Here is a 19,583-nt window from a genome sequence, read left to right as displayed (position 1 = left end):
CACCCGGCCGGCCCTCGCCCCCGTGTTGAAAGGCAACAGCCATGACTGCTGGCACGCAAACCTTGACGGCCGGCCGCCCCGCGGGCGGCACCTGGCTCGCCTACTGGGAGCCCGAGAACGCCGCGTTCTGGGCCAAGCAAGGCAGCCGCCTTGCCTGGCGGACCCTGGCGGCGACGACGCTCAACCTGACCATGGCATTCATCGTCTGGTTCATGGTCTCGGCCCTGGTGGTCGCCCTGCCTGCGGTGGGATTCAGGCTCACCACCGGCCAGCTGTTCTGGCTCGCGGCCATGCCGGGCCTTGCGGGCGGCACGCTCCGCCTCGCCCACATGTTCCTGACGCCGATGTTCGGCACCCGGCACGTGGTGACCTTCGCCAGCCTGTCGCTGCTCGTCCCGGCCATCGGCTGGTTCTACGCGGTCCAGGACCCGGCCACGCCCTACTGGGTGCTCCTCGTCCTGGCCTTCCTGGCCGGGCTGGGCGGCGGGAACTTCTCGTCCTTCATGCCCTCGACGAGCCTGTTCTTCCCCAAGCGGCTGCAGGGCACGGCCCTGGCGATCCAGGCCGGCATCGGCAATTTCGGGGTCTCGGTCGTCCAGTTCCTCACGCCCTGGGTGATCGGCTTTGCGCTGGTGGGCGGCACGCTGATGGGCGAGTCGCAGACCATGACCAAGGGCGCGCTGGTCCGTCAGGTCTGGCTGCACAACGCCGCGGCCGTCTACATCCCCTTCATCGTCCTGTTCAGCCTGGCTGCCTGGCTCGCGCTGCGCAGCGTCCCGGTCAAGGCGAATGTCCGCGAGCAGATGGACATCTTCGGCTCGCGCCACACCTGGGCGATGACCTCGCTCTACATCATGACCTTCGGCGCGTTCTCGGGGCTGGCCGGCACCTTCCCGCTGCTGATCAAGCAGTGCTACGGACCGCTGCCCGGCGCGCCCGACCCCCTGGCCTATGCCTTCCTCGGACCGTTCATCGGCTCGCTCCTGCGCGTCGTCGCGGGCCCGCTCTCGGACAAGCTCGGCGGCGCCAAGGTCACTCAGAGTCCGTTGGGAAAGGGTCATTTCATAGTGATTGACGCGAGAAGCCGAGTTATAGAGGCGAAAAGCATAGCCGCCGCCGAGATGTGAAGCAGCGTATCGTAATCCAGCTTGAGACGGCGCGACACCGTGAGAGCGCCGATGCTTTGCTCAATCCGCCATCGTTTCGGCAGAAGCACAAAGCCCTTCCCAAATTGCGGCCGTACGACCACTTCCACGACACGGCTCGTGCCAGCCTGAACCGCCTCAATGAAACGGGCCTTGTACCCACCGTCCACCACGATTGTCTTGATCCAGGGACAGAGACGAACCAAGCGCTTGACGAGCGGGATCCCGCCCTCTTGATCCTGAACGTTGGCCGGAGTGATCATCACCGCAAGCAGGCGTCCGTCGCTGTCGACCGCCAGATGCCGCTTGCGCCCCAGCACTTGTTTCGCCGCATCGTACCCGCGCTCGCCTTGCGGGGCGTCACACTTCACCGCCTGGGCATCCACAATCGCCAGCGTTGGACTGGCTTCTTTCCCGGACTTCTCACGATCCCTCATCACGAGATGATGGTTGATCCGGTCCATGTGGCCGCCATCGGTGAGCAACCGCCAGTAATCGTAGCAGAGACTGGCGGGCGGCAGATCCTTTGGCATGGCATCCCAGGGAATGCCGTACCGCTGCACGTAGCGGATGCCGTTCATGATGTCCCGAATAGGATAGGTCCGGGGCCGCCCGATCCCCTCCGCGACAGGAAGCAGTGGCTCCAGGGTGAGCCACTCGTCGTTCGTCATATCACTCGGGTATCTCTGGCTGCGACGATCATAGCGCGGCCGATTTGCAGCGGTCCAGACCAAGGAGGGGCCATTCATCCATTCGAGACGAGCAGACATGCTCTATCATCCCGCATTTTCTCTTGGCCACCCTTTCCCAACGGACTCTCAGGTGGCGGGCATCGGCATGACCGCCTGCGCGCTCACCGTGCCTTTCTTCACCGCGCCCACCTCCATGGAGACCTTCCCGTACTTCGTCGGCGCGATGCTCGGCCTGTTCGCCTTCGCGGGCATCGGCAACGCCTCCACGTTCAAGCAGATGCCGATGATCTTCCCACCCCGGCAGGCCGGGGGCGTCATCGGCTTCACCGGCGCGGTCGCCGCCTACGGGCCCTTCGCCTTCGGCATGCTGTTCGGCTGGGCCTTCGGCGCCTTCGGCGGCCCGAACGTCATCTTCTACGGGCTGGCGGCCTTCTTCGCGCTCAACGTCGCCATGAACTGGTGGATGTACGCCCGCAGCGGTGCCGCCACCCCCTGCTGATCCGCATCCCGGAGGTGCGCCCGGCGCACCTCCGGCCCCCGGGGGATGGACCATCCCCCGCCCCGGCCATGACGCGCATCAACGGCACGGTTGATCCAGATCAAGGCTCGCGCTCACCGCTCCCGGCACTGTTCTCTGGAAGAATTCGAAAACACCCGCGGGCCGGACCACGGGCCTGGAACGCCACGGAATGCGCCCGGCACCTCACGGCCCCATCCACCCCGCTTCGGCGAAGTCCAATCAAAGGTACCGCGCAATGTCGCACTTCCTCGACAGACTGACCTTCTTCCGCAAGAACGTCGGTACCTTCTCGGACGGTCACGGCATCGTGACGGCCGAGGACCGCTCCTGGGAGGACGGCTACCGGAAGCGCTGGCAGCACGACAAGATCGTGCGCTCGACGCATGGCGTGAACTGCACCGGCTCCTGCTCGTGGAAGGTCTATGTCAAGGGTGGCATCGTCACCTGGGAGACCCAGCAGACCGACTACCCGCGCACCCGGCCCGAATTGCCGAACCACGAGCCCCGCGGCTGCGCCCGCGGCGCCAGCTATTCCTGGTACCTCTACTCGGCCAACCGGGTGAAATACCCGCTGATCCGCTCGCGCCTGATCAAGCTGTGGCGCGAGGCCCGCGTGATGATGACCCCGGTCGCCGCCTGGGCGCACATCGTCGAGAACCCGGAGCGGCGCAAGGCCTACACCTCCAAGCGCGGCCATGGCGGCTTCGTGCGCGCGACCTGGGACGAGGTCAACGAGATCATCGCGGCGGCCAATGCCTACACGGTGAAGACCCACGGGCCCGACCGCGTCTTCGGCTTCTCGCCGATCCCGGCCATGTCGATGGTCTCCTACGCGGCCGGCGCGCGCTACCTGTCGCTGCTCGGCGGCGTCTGCATGTCGTTCTACGACTGGTACTGCGACCTGCCGCCCTCCTCGCCCCAGACCTGGGGCGAGCAGACCGACGTGCCCGAGAGCGCCGACTGGTACAATGCCGGCTTCCTGATCCTCTGGGGCTCGAACGTGCCCCAGACCCGCACGCCCGACGCGCATTTCTACACCGAAGTGCGCTACCGCGGCGCCAAGAGCGTCGTGATCTGCCCCGACTACTCGGAAGCCTCCAAGTTCGCCGACATGTGGGTGTCGGTGAAGCAGGGCACCGACGCGGCGCTCGGCATGGCCATGGGCCACGTGATCCTGCGCGAGTTCCACGTCGACCGGCAGGTCCCCTACTTCGTCGACTACGCCAAGCGCTACACCGACATGCCGATGCTGGTGCGCCTCGTGCGCCAGGACGGCAGGCTCGTGCCCGAGCGCTTCCTGCGCGCCTCGGACCTCGACGGCGCGCTCGGCGAGGCGAATAATCCTGAGTGGAAGACCCTCGCGTATGACGCAGGCTCGGGCGAGCTCGTGGCGCCCCTCGGCTCGGTCGGCTTCCGCTGGGGCGAGACCGGCAAGTGGAACCTGGAGGCCAAGCGCTCAGACGGAAAGGATGTCGACCTGCGCCTGTCGCTCGCCGGCGCCGAGGATGGCTTCGAGGAGGTCGCCTTCCCGTATTTCGGCAATATCGCGCACGAGCATTTCGCGGGCAGCGACCATGACAGCGTGATCGAGCGGCGCGTGCCGGTGCGGCGGCTCGCCACCACCGAGGGCGAGACGCTCGTCGCGACGGTCTACGACCTGTTCCTGGCCAATTACGGCATCGACCGCGGCTTCGGCGGCGGCAACGTCGCCGCCTCCTACGACACGGACGAGCCCTACACGCCGGCCTGGGCCGAAAAAATCACCGGCGTGCCGCGCGACCAGATCATCACGGTGGCGCGCGAATTCGCCAAGAACGCAGAAAAAACCAATGGCCGGTCGATGATCATCATCGGTGCTGCGATGAACCATTGGTACCACATGGACATGAACTACCGCAGCGCGATCAACATGCTGGTCATGTGCGGCTGCGTGGGGCAGTCCGGCGGCGGTTGGTCGCATTATGTCGGCCAGGAGAAGCTGCGCCCGCAGACCGGCTGGGCGCCGCTCGCCTTCGCCCTCGACTGGGGGCGTCCGTCGCGCCAGCAGAACTCCACCTCGGCCTTCTACGCGCATACCGACCAGTGGCGCTACGAGACGCTCGACGTGAAGGAGATCCTTTCGCCGACCGCACCGGCGGGGCCCTGGGACGGCGCCATCATCGACTACAACGTCCGCGCCGAGCGGATGGGCTGGCTGCCCTCCGCGCCGCAGCTGGAGCAGAACCCTCTCGGCATCGCCGCCAAGGCCGCCGCGGCGGGGCTGGAGCCGAAGGACTACGTCGCCAAGGCGCTCAAGTCCGGCGAGCTCAAGATGTCCTGCGAGGACCCGGACAACCCGAAGAACTGGCCGCGCAACCTGTTCGTCTGGCGCTCGAACCTGCTCGGCTCATCGGGCAAGGGGCACGAATACTTCCTCAAGCACCTGCTCGGCACCACGAACGGCGTGCTGGGCAAGGACCTCGGCGAGGAGGGCCGCCGCAAGCCCGACGAGGTCGTCTGGCGCGACGAGGCCCCGGAAGGAAAGCTCGACCTCCTGGTCACCCTCGACTTCCGCATGTCGACGACCTGCGTCTATTCCGACATCGTCCTGCCGACCGCGACCTGGTACGAGAAGGACGACCTCAACACCTCCGACATGCACCCCTTCATCCACCCGCTCTCGGCGGCGGTGGATCCGGTCTGGGAGGCGCGCTCCGACTGGGACATCTACAAGGGCATCGCCGAAGCCTTCTCCCGGGTCGCCCCCGAGGTACTCAGGGTCGAGAAGGACGTCGTGCTGACGCCGATCCTGCACGACACCCCGGGCGAGATCGCCCAGCCCTACGACGTGAAGGACTGGAAGCGCGGCGAGGTCGATCCCATCCCCGGCAGGACCATGCCGGCGGTGACGGTGGTCGAGCGCGACTACCCGAACCTGTTCAAGCGCTTCACCTCGCTCGGCCCGCTGATGACCACGATCGGCAACGGCGGCAAGGGCATGGCCTGGAACACCGAGCACGAGGTCGCGCTCCTGAAGGGGCTCAACGGGGTCGTGACCGAGGACGGGCCGACCAAGGGCCTGCCGCGCATCGACAGCGCCATCGACGCCTGCGAGGTGCTCCTCATGCTGGCGCCGGAGACCAACGGCGAGGTCGCGGTCAAGGCCTGGGAGAGCCTCGGCAAGGCCACGGGGCGCGAGCATGCCCATCTCGCCCTGCCGAAGGAGGACGAGAAGATCCGCTTCCGCGACGTCGTTTCCCAGCCGCGCAAGATCATCTCCTCGCCGATCTGGTCGGGGCTCGAATCCGAGAAGGTCTGCTACAACGCCTGCTACACGAACGTCCACGAGCTGATCCCGTGGCGGACGCTGACCGGGCGCCAGCAGCTCTACCAGGATCACCTCTGGATGCGCGCCTTCGGCGAGGGCTTCTGCGTCTACCGTCCTCCGGTCGACCTCAAGACCATCAAGCCGATCCAGGGCCGCGTCGACAACGGCAACCCCGAGCTGGTGCTGAACTTCATCACGCCGCACCAGAAGTGGGGCATCCACTCCACCTATTCGGACAACCTGCTGATGCTGACCCTGAACCGCGGCGGGCCCGTGATCTGGATCAGCGAGAACGACGCGCGCAAGGCCGGCATCGCCGACAACGACTGGATCGACGTCTACAACGTCAACGGCGCGATCTCGGCGCGGGCTGTTGTCTCCCAGCGCGTCAAGGACGGCATGTGCATGATGTACCATGCGCAGGAGAAGATCGTGAACACGCCCGGCTCCGGCATCACCGGCCAGCGCGGCGGCATCCATAACTCGGTGACCCGGGCGGTGCTGAAGCCGACCCACATGATCGGCGGCTACGCGCAGCTCTCCTACGGTTTCAACTACTACGGCACGGTGGGTGCCAACCGCGACGAGTTCGTGGTGGTGCGCAAGATGGCCAAGGTCGACTGGCTCGACCGCCCCGGCGAGGCCGGCCCGGGCGGTCCCGCGCTCCAGGCCGCCGAGTAGCGGCCCCAACCCCAAGGCTCCGGAGGTCCTCCGCGCACCTCCGGGATGCCCCTTAGAGACCGCCCCGAATGTCCCGCGGCTCTTCCCGCGGGTATCTCGACCAAGACGAGCGGCGCCGCCTGCGGTGCCCAGAGGACCCTGCCATGAAAGTCCGCGCGCAGATCGCGATGGTTCTCAACCTCGACAAGTGCATCGGCTGCCATACCTGCTCCGTCACCTGCAAGAACGTCTGGACCAATCGCGAGGGCGTCGAGTACGCTTGGTTCAACAACGTCGAGACCAAGCCCGGCATCGGCTACCCCAAGGACTGGGAGAACCAGGACCGCTGGAACGGCGGCTGGCGCCGCCGCCGCGACGGCAAGATCGAGCCGCGCATCGGCTCGAAGTGGCGCATCCTCGCCAATATCTTCGCCAATCCGGACCTGCCGGAGATCGACGACTATTACGAGCCGTTCGATTTCGACTACGCGCACCTGCAGAAGGCGCCCGAGATGCAGGCTTTCCCGACAGCGCGGCCGCGTTCGAAGATCAGCGGCGAGCGCATGGAAAAAATCGAGTGGGGTCCGAACTGGGAGGAAATCCTGGGCGGCGAGTTCGCCAAGCGCCGGCAGGACAAAAACTTCGAAGGGGTCGAGGAGGAGATCTACGGCCAGTTCGAAAATACCTTCATGATGTACCTGCCGCGGTTGTGCGAGCACTGCCTCAACCCGGCCTGCGTCGCCTCCTGCCCGTCCGGCGCGATCTACAAGCGCGAGGAGGACGGCGTCGTCCTGATCGACCAGGACAAGTGCCGCGGCTGGCGCATGTGCGTGTCCGGCTGCCCCTACAAGAAGATTTATTACAATTGGTCGTCGGGAAAATCCGAAAAATGCACGCTCTGCTATCCGCGCCTGGAGGCCGGCATGCCGACCGTGTGCTCGGAAACCTGCGTCGGCCGCATCCGCTACCTCGGCGTGGTGCTCTACGACGCGGACCGGATCGAGGAGGCCGCCTCGGCTTATGACGAGCGCGACCTCTACGAGGCGCAGCTCAAGGTCTTCCTCGACCCCTCCGACCCCCGCGTCGTCGCGGAGGCCCGCCGGGAGGGCATTCCCGAGGCGTGGCTGGAGGCGGCGCGCCGCTCGCCCGTCTACAAGATGGCCATGGAGTGGAAGATCGCCTTCCCGCTCCACCCCGAGTACCGGACGCTGCCGATGGTCTGGTACGTGCCGCCGCTCTCGCCGATCCAGTCCGCGGCCTCGGCCGGCAAGATCGGCCTCGACGGCGAGATGCCGGACGTGAAGAGCCTGCGCATCCCGGTCCGCTACCTCGCCAATCTCCTCACCGGCGGCAACGAGGCGCCGGTGATCACGGGCCTGGACCGCATGCTCGCCATGCGGGCCTACATGCGGGCCAAGACCTTCGACGGCGTGGTGGACGAGGCCCTCACGGCCCGGGTCGGCCTGACCGGCGCCCAGGTCGAGGAGATGTACCGGGTGATGGCCATCGCGAACTACGAGGACCGGTTCGTGATCCCGACCAGCCACCGCGAGATGGGCATCGAGGATGCCTACGACCTGCGCGGCTCGTGCGGCTTCTCGTTCGGCAATGGCTGCTCGGGGGGTCTCACCGAAACGAACCTGTTCGGCGCCCCCAAACCGGTCCGATCCAAGACCCCGATGGAAGTCGCCTGAGGACGCCGGACAACCGCCATGAAGACGCTGAAGGCCCTCTCGGCCCTTCTCACCTATCCGTCGCCCGACCTCGCGCGGGCGATCCCGGCGATCCGCGACGTCCTGCACGTTGAGGGCGTCCTCGGCACAGCGCAACTCGACGCGCTGGAGCCGCTCCTCACCGGCCTCGCCACCGAGGACGCCTACGACCTGCAGGAGCGCTACGGGATGCTGTTCGACCGCACCCGCTCGCTCTCCCTGCACCTGTTCGAGCACGTGCACGGCGAGAGCCGCGACCGCGGGCAGGCCATGGTCGACCTGCGCTCGGTCTACGAGGCGGCCGGCTTCGCGATCGATGGTGGCGAGCTGCCGGACTTCGTCCCGCTGTTCCTGGAATATTGCTCGCTGCGGCCGGAGGCCGAGGCTCGCCAGCTCCTCTCCGAGCCCGCGCATGTGCTGGCCGCCATCGGCGAGCGCCTTCGCAAGCGGGACTCCTCCTACGGCGCCGTGTTCGAGGCGCTGGTCGCCATCGCGGCATCCGCGCCGACCGCCGAGGCGCTCGGCGCCGTCGTGCCCGATGCGGGCGAGGACCCGGCCGACCTGCGGGCGCTCGACGCCGCCTGGGAAGAGGAGGAGGTCCGCTTCGGGCTCGGCTCCAGTTCGGATTGTGGCGTCGAGAGCCTCGCCGCCAAGCTCCGCCAGGCCCGCCGTCCGGCACCCGGCGTCGAGGTGCCCGGCGCCCGCCCGCCCCGCACCGTCTTCACCCACATGTCCTCCCGCGCCTGAGGAGCAGGGCCATGACCGTCGACCTCAACCATGTCCTGTTCGGCTGGTATCCCTATCTGTGCCTGACCACGTTCCTGGTCGGCTCGCTCCTGCGCTTCGACCGCGAGCAGTACACCTGGAAGACCGGATCGAGCCAGCTCCTGCGCCGCAAGCAGCTGATGCTCGGCTCCGTACTGTTCCATGTCGGCGTGCTGGCGATCTTCGCCGGCCACACGGTCGGCCTGCTGACCCCGATCTCGGTGTTCGACGCGCTCGGCGTGAGCCACGGCTTCAAGCAGGGCCTCGCCATCGTGGCGGGGGGCCTCGCGGGCGCGGCCTGCTTCGTCGGCCTCACCCTGCTGGTCCATCGCCGGCTGTCCGACCCGCGCATCCGGGCGACCTCGTCCTTCGCGGACACCGCGATCCTGCTGATGCTCTACGCCCAGCTGATCCTCGGGCTGTCGACCATCCCGGTCTCGCTCGGCCACATGGACGGGCACGAGATGGTCAAGTTCATGAATTGGGCCCAGGGCGTGCTGACGCTCCAGCCCGGAATCGCCGACCTCGTCGCCGACGTGCATCCAGTGTTCAAGCTGCACCTCATGCTCGGCATGACGATCTTCCTCGTCTTCCCGTTCACCCGACTGGTCCACGTCTGGTCGGCGCCGATCTGGTATCTCGGCCGCAGCGGCTATCAGGTCGTGCGCACGAAGAAGCCGCGGCCGGCCCGGCAGGCTGCGACGCTGCCCGCGCCCTACGGCATCCGTCCCGCCCGGGCACCGCAGCCCGCCGAGTGAGCCCGCTCCGGGTTTCGCCCCGCCCCCTCCTGCCATCCGTCCGGAGCCCGAACGATGTCCGCCTGCTCCATCCGCACCGTCCCGACCGCGCCCAAGGTGCCGATCCGGGTCAACGGCGTGACCATCTCCCGCGCGGTGATCTCGCGCGAGGTCCAGAACCACCCGGCCCCGACCCCGGTGGCGGCCTGGAGGGCGGCGGCGCTCGCCCTCGTGCTGCGCGAGGCGCTGGCCCAGGAGGCGCGGCGCCTCGGCATCCGGGCGGAGCCCGCGACGGATGCCGAAGGGCGGCGCGAGACCGAGGAGGAGGCTGGCATGCGGGCGCTCGTCGAGCGCGAGGCCGTCGTGCCCGAGCCGACCGAGGAGGAGTGCCGGCGCTACTACGAGCGCAACCGCGCCCGTTTCCGGGCGCCGGACCTCGTCGAGGCCTCCCACATCCTGTTCGCTGCCCGGAAGGACGACGCGACCGGATACGAGCTGGCGCGGCTCAATGCCCGGACGGTCGTCGCCATGCTGAAGGCTGATCCCGATACGTTCGAGGAGCTGGCGCGCGTGCATTCGGCCTGCCCCTCGGCCGAGCTCGGCGGGAGCCTCGGCCAGGTCACGACCGGACAGACCACGCCGGAATTCGAGGCGGCGCTCCTCGGCATGCGGCCCGGCGAGACCTCGTCCGAGCCCGTCGAGACCCGCTACGGGTTCCACGTCATCCGGCTCGGCCGCCGCATCGACGGCTGCACCCTGCCGTTCGAGGCCGTGCGGCAGCGCATCGCCGAGTACCTGTCCGAGGCCGTCCGGCGCCGGGCCCAGGCGCAATACGTCGCGAGACTGCTCGCGCAGGCCAGGATCGAGGGCATCGAGATCCCCGCCCCCGGCGCGCTCAACGTCCATTGAGGAGAGGCGCCATGCTGCTCGGCGACATCATCGCACATCTCGACGACGAGGCCGTGGCCACCGAGACCCTCGTCCGCCTCGACGACCTCGTGCTGCTCGGCCGGGTTCAGGAGAGTGCGGCCGACGAGGGCCTGACGCCCGGCGAATTCGCGGCGCGCGCGGTTCGGCAGTTCTCCGACACCGCCTCGGACGAGGACTGGGTCACCATGCTCGGCATCATGGGGCAGACGCCGGAGCCCGGGCTCGCCTGCCTGCGCCGGATGGTCGAGTACGCGCTCCGGCCGCCCGGGGCGCTCCATGCCTGCGGACACGGGCCTTGATACCAACGGCCCCTAGATGCTGCCGCATCGGGCCGTTGACCCACTCGAATTTTCGATGCCAAGCCAAAGGCTTGACGAAAATTCGAGAACCGAACCAACGGTCATTTCCAATGACCGTCGGTATGACCCGTCCGAACCCAGATGGCCCGCCCTGCCCTCCGCATCGCGCAACGCGACGCGCCCCTTCGCAAGGAGATGACCCCGTGACCTGCCCGGCGCTCGCCCGAAGCGGCCCCCCGCTGGTCGACGGCCACGGCCGCCGCGTCAGCTACCTGCGCGTCTCGGTCACGGATCGCTGCGACCTGCGCTGCACCTACTGCATGGCCGAGCGGATGACCTTCCTGCCCCGGCGGGACCTTCTGACCCTGGAGGAACTCGACCGGCTCTGCTCGGCCTTCGTCGAGCGTGGCGTGCGCAGGATCAGGCTGACCGGCGGCGAGCCTCTCGTGCGCCGCGACGTGATGCGCTTGCTCGGCTCCCTCTCCCGGCACCTCGACACGGGGGCGCTCGACGAGCTGACGCTGACGACCAACGGCACCCTGCTGGCGAGCCGGGCACGCGACCTCGCCGCCTGCGGGGTGCGCCGCATCAACGTCTCCCTCGACACTCTCGACCCCGACCGATACCGCGCCATCACCCGCCGCGGCGACCTCTCCCAGGTGCTCGACGGACTCGACGCGGCACAGGCCGCGGGCCTGTCCGTGAAGCTCAACGTGGTGGCCCTCCGGGATTGCAACGAGGACGAGTTCGAGGACCTGATCCGGTTCGCGCATGGGCGCGGGATGGACCTGACCCTGATCGAGGTCATGCCGCTCGGCGATGTCGGTGCCGAGCGGGCGGACCAGTATCTTCCCCTCGACGTGGTGCGACGGCGCCTGGCGCGCCGGTTCACGCTCGAACCGCTGGCCTACCGCTCCGCCGGCCCCGCCCGCTACGTGCGCGTCGCCGAGACCGGCGGACGGCTGGGCTTCATCGCGCCGCTGACGCATTCGTTCTGCGAGGGGTGCAACCGGGTCCGGGTGACCTGCACCGGCCTACTCTATACCTGCCTCGGGCACGAGCAGGGGCGGGATCTGCGCGCCGCGCTGCGGGGCTCCGAGGCCGACGTGCCGCTGCAGGCGGCCATCGACGACGCCATCGCCAACAAGCCGCGGGGCCACGATTTCATCATCGGCCGGAGCGGCGGCTCCGCCGTCGCGCGTCACATGAGCGTCACCGGGGGCTAGGCATGCGCGTCGCCCGCATCGGCATCCTGACCGTGTCGGACCGCGCCGCGGCCGGCCTCTATGCCGACGAGGGCGGCCCGGCGATCCGGGACGAGCTCGGCCGGATGCTCACCTCGCCGTGGGAGCCCGTGACGCGGCTCGTGCCCGACGGACTGGACAGCGTGCGCGACGCCATCGTCGGGCTCGTCGACCGGGAGGGCTGTGATCTCGTCCTCACGACCGGGGGGACCGGCCCTGCGCCCCGCGACCTCACCCCCGAGGGCACGCAGGCGGCCTGCGAGCGGATGATGCCGGGCTTCGGCGAGCTGCTTCGCGCGAGAAGCCTGGAGCAGGTTCCGACCGCCATCCTGTCGCGGCAGGTTGCGGGCATCCGGGGCCGGGCGCTGGTCGTCAACCTGCCGGGACGCCCCTCCTCGATCCGCGTCTCGCTGCTCGCGATCATGCCGGCCGTACCCTACTGCCTCGACCTGATCGGGGCGGCGCGCATCGAGACCGATCCTGCCGTGGTGCGTGCCTTCCGGCCCGCCTAGAGCCGCGCCCGTTTCGGTTGAAACGGCCACTTCTCCCAAGTCTTTGATTTTTCGCGCTCCCTTACGCCGAACCGGCATCCACTTCGGCGGGGAGCGCTCTAGGCGCATCCTGAGGCTTCATCCGTCAGGGTTGGCTCCGCCGGCGCCGAACGAAGAAGGCCGCCCTCCGAGGTCCCTGAGGACTATCATGGAGACCGGAACGGCCCTCATGCTGAGGTGCTGGGCGACCTCCACGCAGGTCGGTTTCCAGTCAGGGGACCAGGAGGCACCCGAACGGATGGAAGGCGACGCGCTGGCCGGGCATGCCTGAGACGAAGGTCGCCGGCACCTCGGCGAATCCGTCCGCCTCGACGAGCGGCGTGAGCCGCGCCGAGGTGCTTCCGAGGGGCTCCAGTGCGGGACCATGCGGGCCGGACACGAGGCGCGCCGGGATGAACTCGGTCCGGCCCGGCTTGCGCAGGAGCCGGCTCGCGAGCGGCAGCGGAACACCCTCCGGCTTCGCGAACGGCCGCCCTTCCAGCCGCGCCAGCATCGCGCGTCCGAGCAGCGACCACGACACGAGCGCGGAGACGGGATTGCCGGGCAGGCCGAGATAGGCCGCCTCCCCGATCCGCCCGACCACGGCTGGCTTGCCCGGCTTCAGGTCGAGCTTGAGCGTCTCGCCCGTCCCGCCCGCCAGCCCAAGCGACCGCTCGGCATGGTCCTCCTCGCCGACCGAGGCCCCGCCCGTCGTCAGCACGAGGTCGGCGGACCCGGACAGGTCGCCCAGCGCCGCCGCCAGTGCCGCCGGATCGTCCCGCACCTGCCCTCCGTCGACGACCTCCAGGCCCGCCGCCATGAGGAGTGCGATCAGCATCGGCCGGTTCGTGTCGAAGGTGCCGGTCCCGTCGCCGGTCTCGTCACCCGGCGCGCGCAGTTCGTCGCCGGTCGACAGGACGGCGACGCGGACCCGCCGGCGCACCGTGACCGACCCGATGCCTTGCGCCGCCAGCAGGGCGATGCGACGAGCGTCGAGCCGCATCCCCGCCTCGCCGAGCAGGTCCCCGACCATCACGTCCTCACCCTGGCGGCGCACGTGATCGCCGGGCGCGACGGGCCGGGCCAGCAGGATGCCGTCGCCCCAGGGCCTCGCCTGCTCCTGCATCACGACGGTATCGGCGCCGGGCGGAAGCGGCGCCCCCGTGAAGATGCGCGCGGCGAAGCCCGGCGCGACGGCGTCACCCTCGTGGCCCGCCGCGATGCGTCCGCACACCCGCAGGCGCGTATCGGCTGCAACACCCTGCCCGGCCGCCAGCGCGTAGCCGTCCATCGCGGAGCGGTCGGACGGAGGGCAGGCACGGACGGCGCGGATGTCCTCGGCCAGGACCCGGCCGGAGGACGAGGCCAGCGGCACGGTCTCGGCGCCGGACACGGTGCGGCACTGGGCTGCCGCCCTGGCGCAGGCCTCGCCGATGGGCAGCAGGCCACCCGCCGCGCGAGCCGTGTCGCAGCCGAACGCGAGACTCTGCATGGCTTGCTCCCTCCCTCCTCGCCGCCACGTCCCGGTCGCAGGGCTCTTCAGGTTCGGCCTCACGCGGATGCGGCCAGCGCATCACGGATTCCGTCGAGGAGCGATCCGTCCTCGAACGGCTTCTCGACGAGCCTCCGGAAGCCTGCGCGGGCGGCCCGTCGCCGAAGATCCTCGGTCGACCGGCCGGTGATCAGGATGGCGGGCAAGGCGACCTGACGGTCGCGGAGGCGGTTGACGAGCTCGACCCCGTCCATGCCCGGCAGGTGGTAGTCGACGACCAGGCATCCGGTTCCCGGCAATCCGGCCTCCCGGAGGAGTTGGGTGGCGTCCTCGTACAGCCGCACGTCGAGCCCTTCGAGCTCCAGGACGAATTTGAGGGAGTGGCGGACAGCCTCGTCGTCGTCGACGACGAGGACAGGTCCCGTAGGTGCTGGCATGGCGGGCCTGGATCCTCGATTGATCCGACCCTAGGCCGCGGGCCGCGGGGGTGCCTTGATTTGCCTCAACCGGTTCGCCGGAGGAGTGCCGGGCCCGGCGGGGCTCACCCGTCGCGGTGACGCTCTGCCGCGAGGGCCATTCGCACCAGCTCGGACAGGCTGCCGGCCTGCATCTTCGCCATGAGGTTGGCGCGATGGATCTCCACCGTCCGCGGGCTGATGCCGAGATCGCGGCCGATCACCTTGTTGGCCTTGCCGGCGACGAGCTCGTCCATCACCTGGCGCTCCCGCTGCGAGAGCGACGCGATGCGCCGAACGATGGCCGAGACGACCTCGTCATGCACCGCGCTGCGCCGCGAGCGATCCAGGGCGGACCGCACGGCCGCGAGGAAGGCGTCGTCGTCGAAGGGCTTCTCGATGAAATCGACGGCGCCCTGCTTCATGGCCTCCACCGCGAGCGGCACGTCCGCGTGGCCGGTCATCACGATGACGGGAGGCGGGCTGTCCCACTGCTTGAGGCGCCGGAGGAGCTCGATGCCGTCCACGCCGGGCATGCGGATGTCGGTGACGATGCAGCCCGTCACCTCGGCCATGCTGTCCAGGAACGCGGTGGCTGATTCGTGCAGGCGCACGGGCAGGCCGTCCGAGGCGAGCAGGAAGGCGAGGGACTGCCGGACCGCCAGGTCATCGTCGACCACGTGCACGACCGCCTCACCTGACATCGTCCAGCTCCTTCCTGTCGACCGCGCGCAGCGTGAACCGGAAGTCGGCCCCCTGCCCCGGCCTCGACTCGACCCAGATCTTCCCCCCGTGGGATTCGACGATGGTGCGGCAGATGGAGAGGCCGACCCCCATCCCGCGCGCCTTCGTGGTCACGAACGGCTGGAAGAGCTGCGAGGCGATCTCGGGCGCGATGCCGGTCCCGGTATCCGATACGACGATCTCGACCAAGCCCTCGGCCGGGCGAGCCCGCGTCCTCACCACGAGCTCCCGCCGAGGCGTCTCCTGCATCGCCTCGATGGCGTTGCGGATCAGGTTCAGCAGGACCTGCTGCACCTGGATCCGGTCCGCGAGCACGAGCGGCGCGTCCGGGTCGAACGCGAAGGTGACGCGCACCCCCCGCTCCTTGGCGCCCACCAGGGCGAGCGCGCTCGCCTCCTCGATCAGCTTGGGCAGCCCCTCAATGTGGCGCTCGCTCTCGCCCCGGGCGACGAACTCGCGCAGATGCCGGATCACCTGCCCGGCCCGCAGCGCCTGGTCGGCGGCCTGTCCGACGGCATCGGCGAGCAGCGGCACCTCGGGCCCCTGCATCCGCTGCAGCAGGCGCCGGCAGCCCTTGAGGTAGCTGGCGATGGCCGTCAGGGGCTGGTTGATCTCGTGAGCCAGCGTCGAGGCCATCTCGCCGAGCGCCGTGAAGCGGGACATGTGGACAAGCTCGGATTGCAGCTCCTGCAGGCGGGTCTCGGTGCGCTGGCGCTCGGTGAGGTCGCGGATGAAGCCGGTGAAGTAGCGCACGCCGCCCGAGCGCATCTCGCCGACGGCGAGTTCCATCGGGAAGGTCGAGCCGTCCTTTCGCTGCCCCACCACGACGCGCCCGATGCCGATGATGCGCCGCTCCCCGGTGGCGAGGTAGCGGGCCATGTAGCCGTCGTGCTGGCTCCGGTAGGGCTCCGGCATCAGCAGGCTCACGTTCCGGCCGATGACCTCGTCCGGCTCGTAGCCGAACTGGCGCACCGCCGTGGCGCTGAAGGACTGGATGCGGGCCTGCTCGTCGATGACGATCATCGCATCGGGGATGGTCTCCAGGATGGAGCGCAGATGCGCCTCGCGGGTGCGCAGTGCCTCCTCGGCAGCAACCCTCTCCGTCACGCTCCAGATCACCTTGGTGAAGCCCAGGACCTCGCCCGACGCATCTCGCAACGGCATGACCAGGACCTTGCCGAGGTAGGGCTGGCCCCGGGCGCCCAGACGCACGCCCTGCTCCTCGTAGCGGCCGGTCTCCCGCGCGATGGCGAGGACCCGTTCCGGCTTGCCCGCGGCCACGTCCTCCTCGGGGAAGAACACCGACAGGTGCCGCCCGACGAGCGCACCCTCGTGCCATCCGCTGACGTGCTCGGGGCCGGGATACCAGCCCGTCACCCGCCCGTCCCGGTCGAGCGTGACGACCGCGACCTCCGTCACGGTATCGAACTGACGCTCGGCGGCGCCGGCAAGCCGGCCTGCTTCGGCCGCGGCGGTTGGGTGATCCAAGCACTCCTCCAGCCCGGGGACTTCCCCGAGCAGCATAGATCGAGCGCGCCTCGTCCTCCAAGCCGCCCGGGAGGCTCGCGCGGCAGGCCGGTCCGGAGGATGCGGGCGGGGAGAGGAGCGTCGGGCAGCGCTTCGGCTGCGGCCCCCTGGCGAGCCCGTCGGAGGGGAAGCTCCCCGCCCCTCACCTCATCCGAGCGCCAGGACCGGGTCGAGGGCCTCGTGCGAGAGCGGCGCCATGTCGCCCCTCATCGAAATGTCGCCCCTCACCGGGATATCGCAAAGCGAGATCATTCCGATGACCTCCTGGCCCCGCATCACGGGCAGGTGCCTGAAGCCCCCGGTCAGCATGCGCCGGTATGCCTCCGCCAAGCTCGCCTCCGCCGCGATGGTCTCCGGGTCGCGGGTCATCACCTCACGCACGAGCGTGAGCATGGGGTCGCGATGGCCGGCGATAACACGCGTCGCGACGTCCCGCTCGCTGATGATGCCGACGAGCCGCCGCTCTTCCAGGACGACGAGGGCTCCCACGCCGTATTCCCGCAGGCGCAGGCAGACCCGCGCGACCGTGAAATTCCCGGTCACGCTGCGCAAGGGACGTCCGGCGAGGAACTCGGTGACGCTGCGATCGGGCATGAGAGGGCTCCGACGGGACTGGGCGGCTTGCCGATGGGCCGCGGAGGCTTTTCGCCCTGCGGGGACCGGCCCGCATGGCCCTCCGGCACGGGGCCCGGGCATCGGCAGTCTTCTCGTACCGATCGCCGGCCCTGTCGGGCCTTGATCCAGATCAAGGCCCGACAGGGCTGGGCCTAAGCAGACTTGCGTTGGCAGGCCAACGCTTCGTTCGCTTATCTTTTCTTTCCCGGACGATTGGAGCGACAGCGGAAGGAGATCCGGGAACCAGCAGACGAAGTCGCGAAGCGCCCGTTCGTCAGCACCGCTGCTGAAAGGCTGAGCCGCTCCGCGGCGAGCTCTCGTGCTGGGTCCCGGGTCGCATTCCGCTGGCGCTGCATGCGCCCGGGACAGGGGCGGATACCAACGGTCATGTCCAATGACCGGTGGTGTTATTTCCCGCCGCCGAGGCTGTGCAGGTAGACGGCGAGGGACTTGATGGTGGCGGTGTCGAGCCGGCCCTCCCAGCTCGGCATCACCCCCGCGCGGCCGCCGCTGATCGTCGCCGTCACCTGCGGGGGCGCAGCGCCGTACAGCCAGACCGCATCGGTCAGGTTCGGCGCGCCGAGCTCCGGATTGCCCCGGCCCTGCTCGCCGTGGCAGGCCGCGCAGTTCTGGGCGAAGAGCTCGGCGCCCGTGGCCAGGCTCAGATCCGCGGCGAAGGCCCGGCCCGACCAGGACAGCACGTAGTTGGCCACCGTCGCGATCTCCGCCCGCGTCAAGAGCCCGTCCCGCCCGAAGGCCGGCATCTCGCCCGCGCGGGTCTCGGCATGGCCCGAGCGGATCCCCACCCGGATCGTCCGGGCGATCTCCTCCAGCGTCCCGCCCCAGAGCCAGTCGTCGTCCTGCAGGTTCGGATAGCCCAGCCGGCCCGTGGCCGCGCTGCCGTGGCAGCCCGCGCAATTGTCCCCGAACGCCGCCTGGCCGGTGGCCTGCGCCAGCGCCCGCAGCCCCGGATCCGCCGCGATCGCGCCCAGCTCCGCCGCCGCCAGCCGGTCCTGGCCCAGCAGCGCCCGCGCCTGCCGGGTCTGCGCCAGCTCCGCCAGCACCGCCGCCCGGCTCGAATAGCCCAGCAGCCCGCGGCTGTGATCGGCCACGAGCGGCCAGGCCGGATAGGCGATCCAGTACCCCACCGCCCAGACGATCGTCGCGTACAGCCCGTACAGCCACCAGCGCGGCAGCGGGTTGTTGTATTCCCGGATCCCGTCCCACTCGTGCCCCGTGGTGGCGGGGGCGCCGGGCCGGTCCGCGGAGGAAGGGGATGCGTCGGCCATGGGGCTCACTCCTCATCCAGCGGCAGGCGGGCGGCGGCGTCGAACCGGCCCTGGTGGCGCGGCCACAGCGCGTACAGGAGGGCGCCGGCAAACAGCCCCACGAAGTAGAGAAGGCCGCTGGTCTGCGCGAAGCGGGCGGCGAGATCGTAGCTCACGGCATCACCTCAGGTTCTGCTGCGCGTCGTAGAGCTTGAAATCCACCATGGTGCCCAGCACCTGCAGGTAGGCGACCAGGGCATCGAGCTCGCTCACCGGGCCGCGCCCGCCGGGCCGGTGCAGCCCCGCCCCGGGATAGCGCTGCTGCAGCCCGGCGGCGCCCGGGCCGTCCGGATCGAGCTGGGCGTGCAGGTCGGCGCGGGCCCGGGCGATCATCGCCGGGCTGTAGGGCACGCCCAGCCGCCGCTGGGCCACGAGGTCGTCCGCGATGGCCTCGGCCTCGAGCGGCCGCTCCAGGAAGGCATAGGCCGGCATGATCGAGCCGGGCACCACCGCGCGCGGATCCCGCAGATGCTCGCGGTGCCACTCGTCCGAATACTTGCCCCCGACCCGGGCGAGATCCGGCCCGGTGCGCTTCGAGCCCCACTGGAAGGGATGGTCGTACAGGCTCTCGGCGGCGAGCGAGAAATGGCCGTAGCGCTCGACCTCGTCGCGCAGCGGCCGGATCATCTGGCTGTGGCAGAGATAGCAGCCCTCGCGCACGTAGATGTTGCGGCCGGCCAGTTCGAGCGGCGTGTAGGGCCGCACGCCCTCGACCGTCTCGATGGTGCTCTTGAGGTAGAACAGCGGCACGATCTCGATCAGGCCGCCGAGCGCCACCACGAGCAGGGTGCCGAGCAGCAGCAGGATGGAGTTGGTCTCGAAGAGCTCGTGCCTCTTCCAGAGGCCGGGCGGGGCGAGGGCCATGGCCGGGGTCTTTCGTG

19 protein-coding genes are annotated in these 19,583 nt (G+C 69.5%); 10 read left to right on the top strand and 9 right to left on the bottom strand.

What is annotated here, in order from left to right:
- Positions 1 to 41 precede the first annotated feature (41 nt).
- Positions 42 to 1,127 (top strand): MFS transporter, encoded by a 1,086-nt coding sequence (locus tag MNOD_RS10275; RefSeq protein ID WP_244424698.1) that lies wholly within the window; start codon positions 42 to 44, stop codon positions 1,125 to 1,127.
- Here the strand turns inward: MNOD_RS10275 and MNOD_RS10270 are convergent.
- A complete protein-coding gene (locus MNOD_RS10270; protein WP_015927380.1) occupies positions 1,058 to 1,915 on the bottom strand; it encodes an IS5-like element ISMno12 family transposase in 858 nt (285 codons plus the stop codon). The genes MNOD_RS10275 and MNOD_RS10270 overlap by 70 nt on opposite strands.
- Positions 1,916 to 1,967: 52 nt before the next feature.
- Between MNOD_RS10270 and MNOD_RS10265 the strand changes: the two genes are divergently transcribed.
- The 9 genes from MNOD_RS10265 (at position 1,968) to mog (ending at position 12,523) form a co-directional block, all read left to right on the top strand.
- The gene (locus MNOD_RS10265; RefSeq protein WP_043748458.1) at positions 1,968 to 2,336 is read left to right on the top strand and encodes a hypothetical protein; all 369 of its coding nucleotides are present in this window, start codon (positions 1,968 to 1,970) and stop codon (positions 2,334 to 2,336) included.
- A 256-nt stretch (positions 2,337 to 2,592) separates the two neighbouring features.
- Entirely contained in the window at positions 2,593 to 6,345 is a 3,753-nt protein-coding gene (locus MNOD_RS10260; RefSeq protein WP_015928800.1) for a nitrate reductase subunit alpha, read from the top strand.
- A 143-nt stretch (positions 6,346 to 6,488) separates the two neighbouring features.
- Positions 6,489 to 8,018 (top strand): nitrate reductase subunit beta, encoded by a 1,530-nt coding sequence (gene narH / locus MNOD_RS10255; protein WP_015928799.1) that lies wholly within the window; start codon positions 6,489 to 6,491, stop codon positions 8,016 to 8,018.
- Positions 8,019 to 8,036: 18 nt separating this feature from the next.
- The gene (narJ, locus tag MNOD_RS10250; protein WP_015928798.1) at positions 8,037 to 8,783 is read left to right on the top strand and encodes a nitrate reductase molybdenum cofactor assembly chaperone; all 747 of its coding nucleotides are present in this window, start codon (positions 8,037 to 8,039) and stop codon (positions 8,781 to 8,783) included.
- Between the two features lie 11 nt (positions 8,784 to 8,794).
- A complete protein-coding gene (narI, locus tag MNOD_RS10245) occupies positions 8,795 to 9,559 on the top strand; it encodes a respiratory nitrate reductase subunit gamma (RefSeq protein ID WP_015928797.1) in 765 nt (254 codons plus the stop codon).
- Between the two features lie 54 nt (positions 9,560 to 9,613).
- Positions 9,614 to 10,447 (top strand): peptidylprolyl isomerase, encoded by an 834-nt coding sequence (locus tag MNOD_RS10240; protein ID WP_015928796.1) that lies wholly within the window; start codon positions 9,614 to 9,616, stop codon positions 10,445 to 10,447.
- Positions 10,448 to 10,458: 11 nt separating this feature from the next.
- Positions 10,459 to 10,767 carry a hypothetical protein gene (locus MNOD_RS10235; RefSeq protein WP_015928795.1) on the top strand — a complete coding sequence of 103 codons (309 nt, stop codon included), beginning with the start codon at positions 10,459 to 10,461 and terminating at the stop codon, positions 10,765 to 10,767.
- Between the two features lie 203 nt (positions 10,768 to 10,970).
- Positions 10,971 to 11,993, top strand: a complete 1,023-nt coding sequence (moaA, locus tag MNOD_RS10230; protein ID WP_015928794.1) for a GTP 3',8-cyclase MoaA — start codon at positions 10,971 to 10,973, stop codon at positions 11,991 to 11,993.
- Between the two features lie 2 nt (positions 11,994 to 11,995).
- The gene (gene mog / locus MNOD_RS10225) at positions 11,996 to 12,523 is read left to right on the top strand and encodes a molybdopterin adenylyltransferase (protein ID WP_015928793.1); all 528 of its coding nucleotides are present in this window, start codon (positions 11,996 to 11,998) and stop codon (positions 12,521 to 12,523) included.
- Between the two features lie 250 nt (positions 12,524 to 12,773).
- Here mog and MNOD_RS10220 read toward each other — a convergent pair whose 3' ends face one another.
- The 8 genes from MNOD_RS10220 to ccoO form a co-directional block, all read right to left on the bottom strand.
- The gene (locus MNOD_RS10220; protein WP_015928791.1) at positions 12,774 to 14,033 is read right to left on the bottom strand and encodes a molybdopterin molybdotransferase MoeA; all 1,260 of its coding nucleotides are present in this window, start codon (positions 14,031 to 14,033) and stop codon (positions 12,774 to 12,776) included.
- A 59-nt stretch (positions 14,034 to 14,092) separates the two neighbouring features.
- The gene (locus MNOD_RS10215) at positions 14,093 to 14,470 is read right to left on the bottom strand and encodes a response regulator (protein WP_015928790.1); all 378 of its coding nucleotides are present in this window, start codon (positions 14,468 to 14,470) and stop codon (positions 14,093 to 14,095) included.
- Positions 14,471 to 14,574: 104 nt separating this feature from the next.
- Positions 14,575 to 15,192 carry a response regulator FixJ gene (fixJ, locus tag MNOD_RS10210; RefSeq protein ID WP_015928789.1) on the bottom strand — a complete coding sequence of 206 codons (618 nt, stop codon included), beginning with the start codon at positions 15,190 to 15,192 and terminating at the stop codon, positions 14,575 to 14,577.
- On the bottom strand, positions 15,182 to 16,756 hold the full coding sequence (locus tag MNOD_RS10205; protein WP_015928788.1) for a PAS domain-containing sensor histidine kinase: 1,575 nt from the start codon (positions 16,754 to 16,756) through the stop codon (positions 15,182 to 15,184). Before MNOD_RS10205 ends, fixJ begins: the two co-directional genes overlap by 11 nt.
- Before the next feature lie 150 nt (positions 16,757 to 16,906).
- A complete protein-coding gene (locus tag MNOD_RS10200; RefSeq protein WP_015928787.1) occupies positions 16,907 to 17,353 on the bottom strand; it encodes a CBS domain-containing protein in 447 nt (148 codons plus the stop codon).
- Positions 17,354 to 17,781: 428 nt separating this feature from the next.
- Complete coding sequence (gene ccoP / locus MNOD_RS10195) at positions 17,782 to 18,663, bottom strand: cytochrome-c oxidase, cbb3-type subunit III (protein WP_015928786.1); 882 nt, start codon at positions 18,661 to 18,663, stop codon at positions 17,782 to 17,784.
- Positions 18,664 to 18,668: 5 nt separating this feature from the next.
- Positions 18,669 to 18,818 (bottom strand): cbb3-type cytochrome c oxidase subunit 3, encoded by a 150-nt coding sequence (locus MNOD_RS10190; RefSeq protein ID WP_015928785.1) that lies wholly within the window; start codon positions 18,816 to 18,818, stop codon positions 18,669 to 18,671.
- Positions 18,819 to 18,822: 4 nt separating this feature from the next.
- On the bottom strand, positions 18,823 to 19,566 hold the full coding sequence (ccoO, locus tag MNOD_RS10185) for a cytochrome-c oxidase, cbb3-type subunit II (protein ID WP_015928784.1): 744 nt from the start codon (positions 19,564 to 19,566) through the stop codon (positions 18,823 to 18,825).
- Between the last annotated feature and the right edge of the window lie 17 nt (positions 19,567 to 19,583).

It is taken from the genome of Methylobacterium nodulans ORS 2060 (assembly GCF_000022085.1).
GTDB classification, from domain to species: domain Bacteria; phylum Pseudomonadota; class Alphaproteobacteria; order Rhizobiales; family Beijerinckiaceae; genus Methylobacterium; species Methylobacterium nodulans.
Note: the sequence above shows the minus strand (reverse complement) of the source record. Positions and strands in the feature narration are given on the sequence as shown.

Excerpts from the sequence above, each read along its gene's own strand:
- MNOD_RS10275 (WP_244424698.1), top strand. The coding sequence starts at position 42 with ATGACTGCTGGCACGCAAACCTTGACGGCCGGCCGCCCCGCGGGCGGC.
- MNOD_RS10240 (WP_015928796.1), top strand. The coding sequence starts at position 9,614 with ATGTCCGCCTGCTCCATCCGCACCGTCCCGACCGCGCCCAAGGTGCCG.
- fixJ (WP_015928789.1), bottom strand. The coding sequence starts at position 15,192 with ATGTCAGGTGAGGCGGTCGTGCACGTGGTCGACGATGACCTGGCGGTC.
- mog (WP_015928793.1), top strand. The coding sequence starts at position 11,996 with ATGCGCGTCGCCCGCATCGGCATCCTGACCGTGTCGGACCGCGCCGCG.
- narI (WP_015928797.1), top strand. The coding sequence starts at position 8,795 with ATGACCGTCGACCTCAACCATGTCCTGTTCGGCTGGTATCCCTATCTG.
- MNOD_RS10205 (WP_015928788.1), bottom strand. The coding sequence starts at position 16,756 with ATGCTGCTCGGGGAAGTCCCCGGGCTGGAGGAGTGCTTGGATCACCCA.
- MNOD_RS10220 (WP_015928791.1), bottom strand. The coding sequence starts at position 14,033 with ATGCAGAGTCTCGCGTTCGGCTGCGACACGGCTCGCGCGGCGGGTGGC.
- MNOD_RS10235 (WP_015928795.1), top strand. The coding sequence starts at position 10,459 with ATGCTGCTCGGCGACATCATCGCACATCTCGACGACGAGGCCGTGGCC.
- MNOD_RS10215 (WP_015928790.1), bottom strand. The coding sequence starts at position 14,470 with ATGCCAGCACCTACGGGACCTGTCCTCGTCGTCGACGACGACGAGGCT.
- ccoO (WP_015928784.1), bottom strand. The coding sequence starts at position 19,566 with ATGGCCCTCGCCCCGCCCGGCCTCTGGAAGAGGCACGAGCTCTTCGAG.
- MNOD_RS10200 (WP_015928787.1), bottom strand. The coding sequence starts at position 17,353 with ATGCCCGATCGCAGCGTCACCGAGTTCCTCGCCGGACGTCCCTTGCGC.
- narH (WP_015928799.1), top strand. The coding sequence starts at position 6,489 with ATGAAAGTCCGCGCGCAGATCGCGATGGTTCTCAACCTCGACAAGTGC.
- MNOD_RS10270 (WP_015927380.1), bottom strand. The coding sequence starts at position 1,915 with ATGTCTGCTCGTCTCGAATGGATGAATGGCCCCTCCTTGGTCTGGACC.
- ccoP (WP_015928786.1), bottom strand. The coding sequence starts at position 18,663 with ATGGCCGACGCATCCCCTTCCTCCGCGGACCGGCCCGGCGCCCCCGCC.
- MNOD_RS10260 (WP_015928800.1), top strand. The coding sequence starts at position 2,593 with ATGTCGCACTTCCTCGACAGACTGACCTTCTTCCGCAAGAACGTCGGT.
- narJ (WP_015928798.1), top strand. The coding sequence starts at position 8,037 with ATGAAGACGCTGAAGGCCCTCTCGGCCCTTCTCACCTATCCGTCGCCC.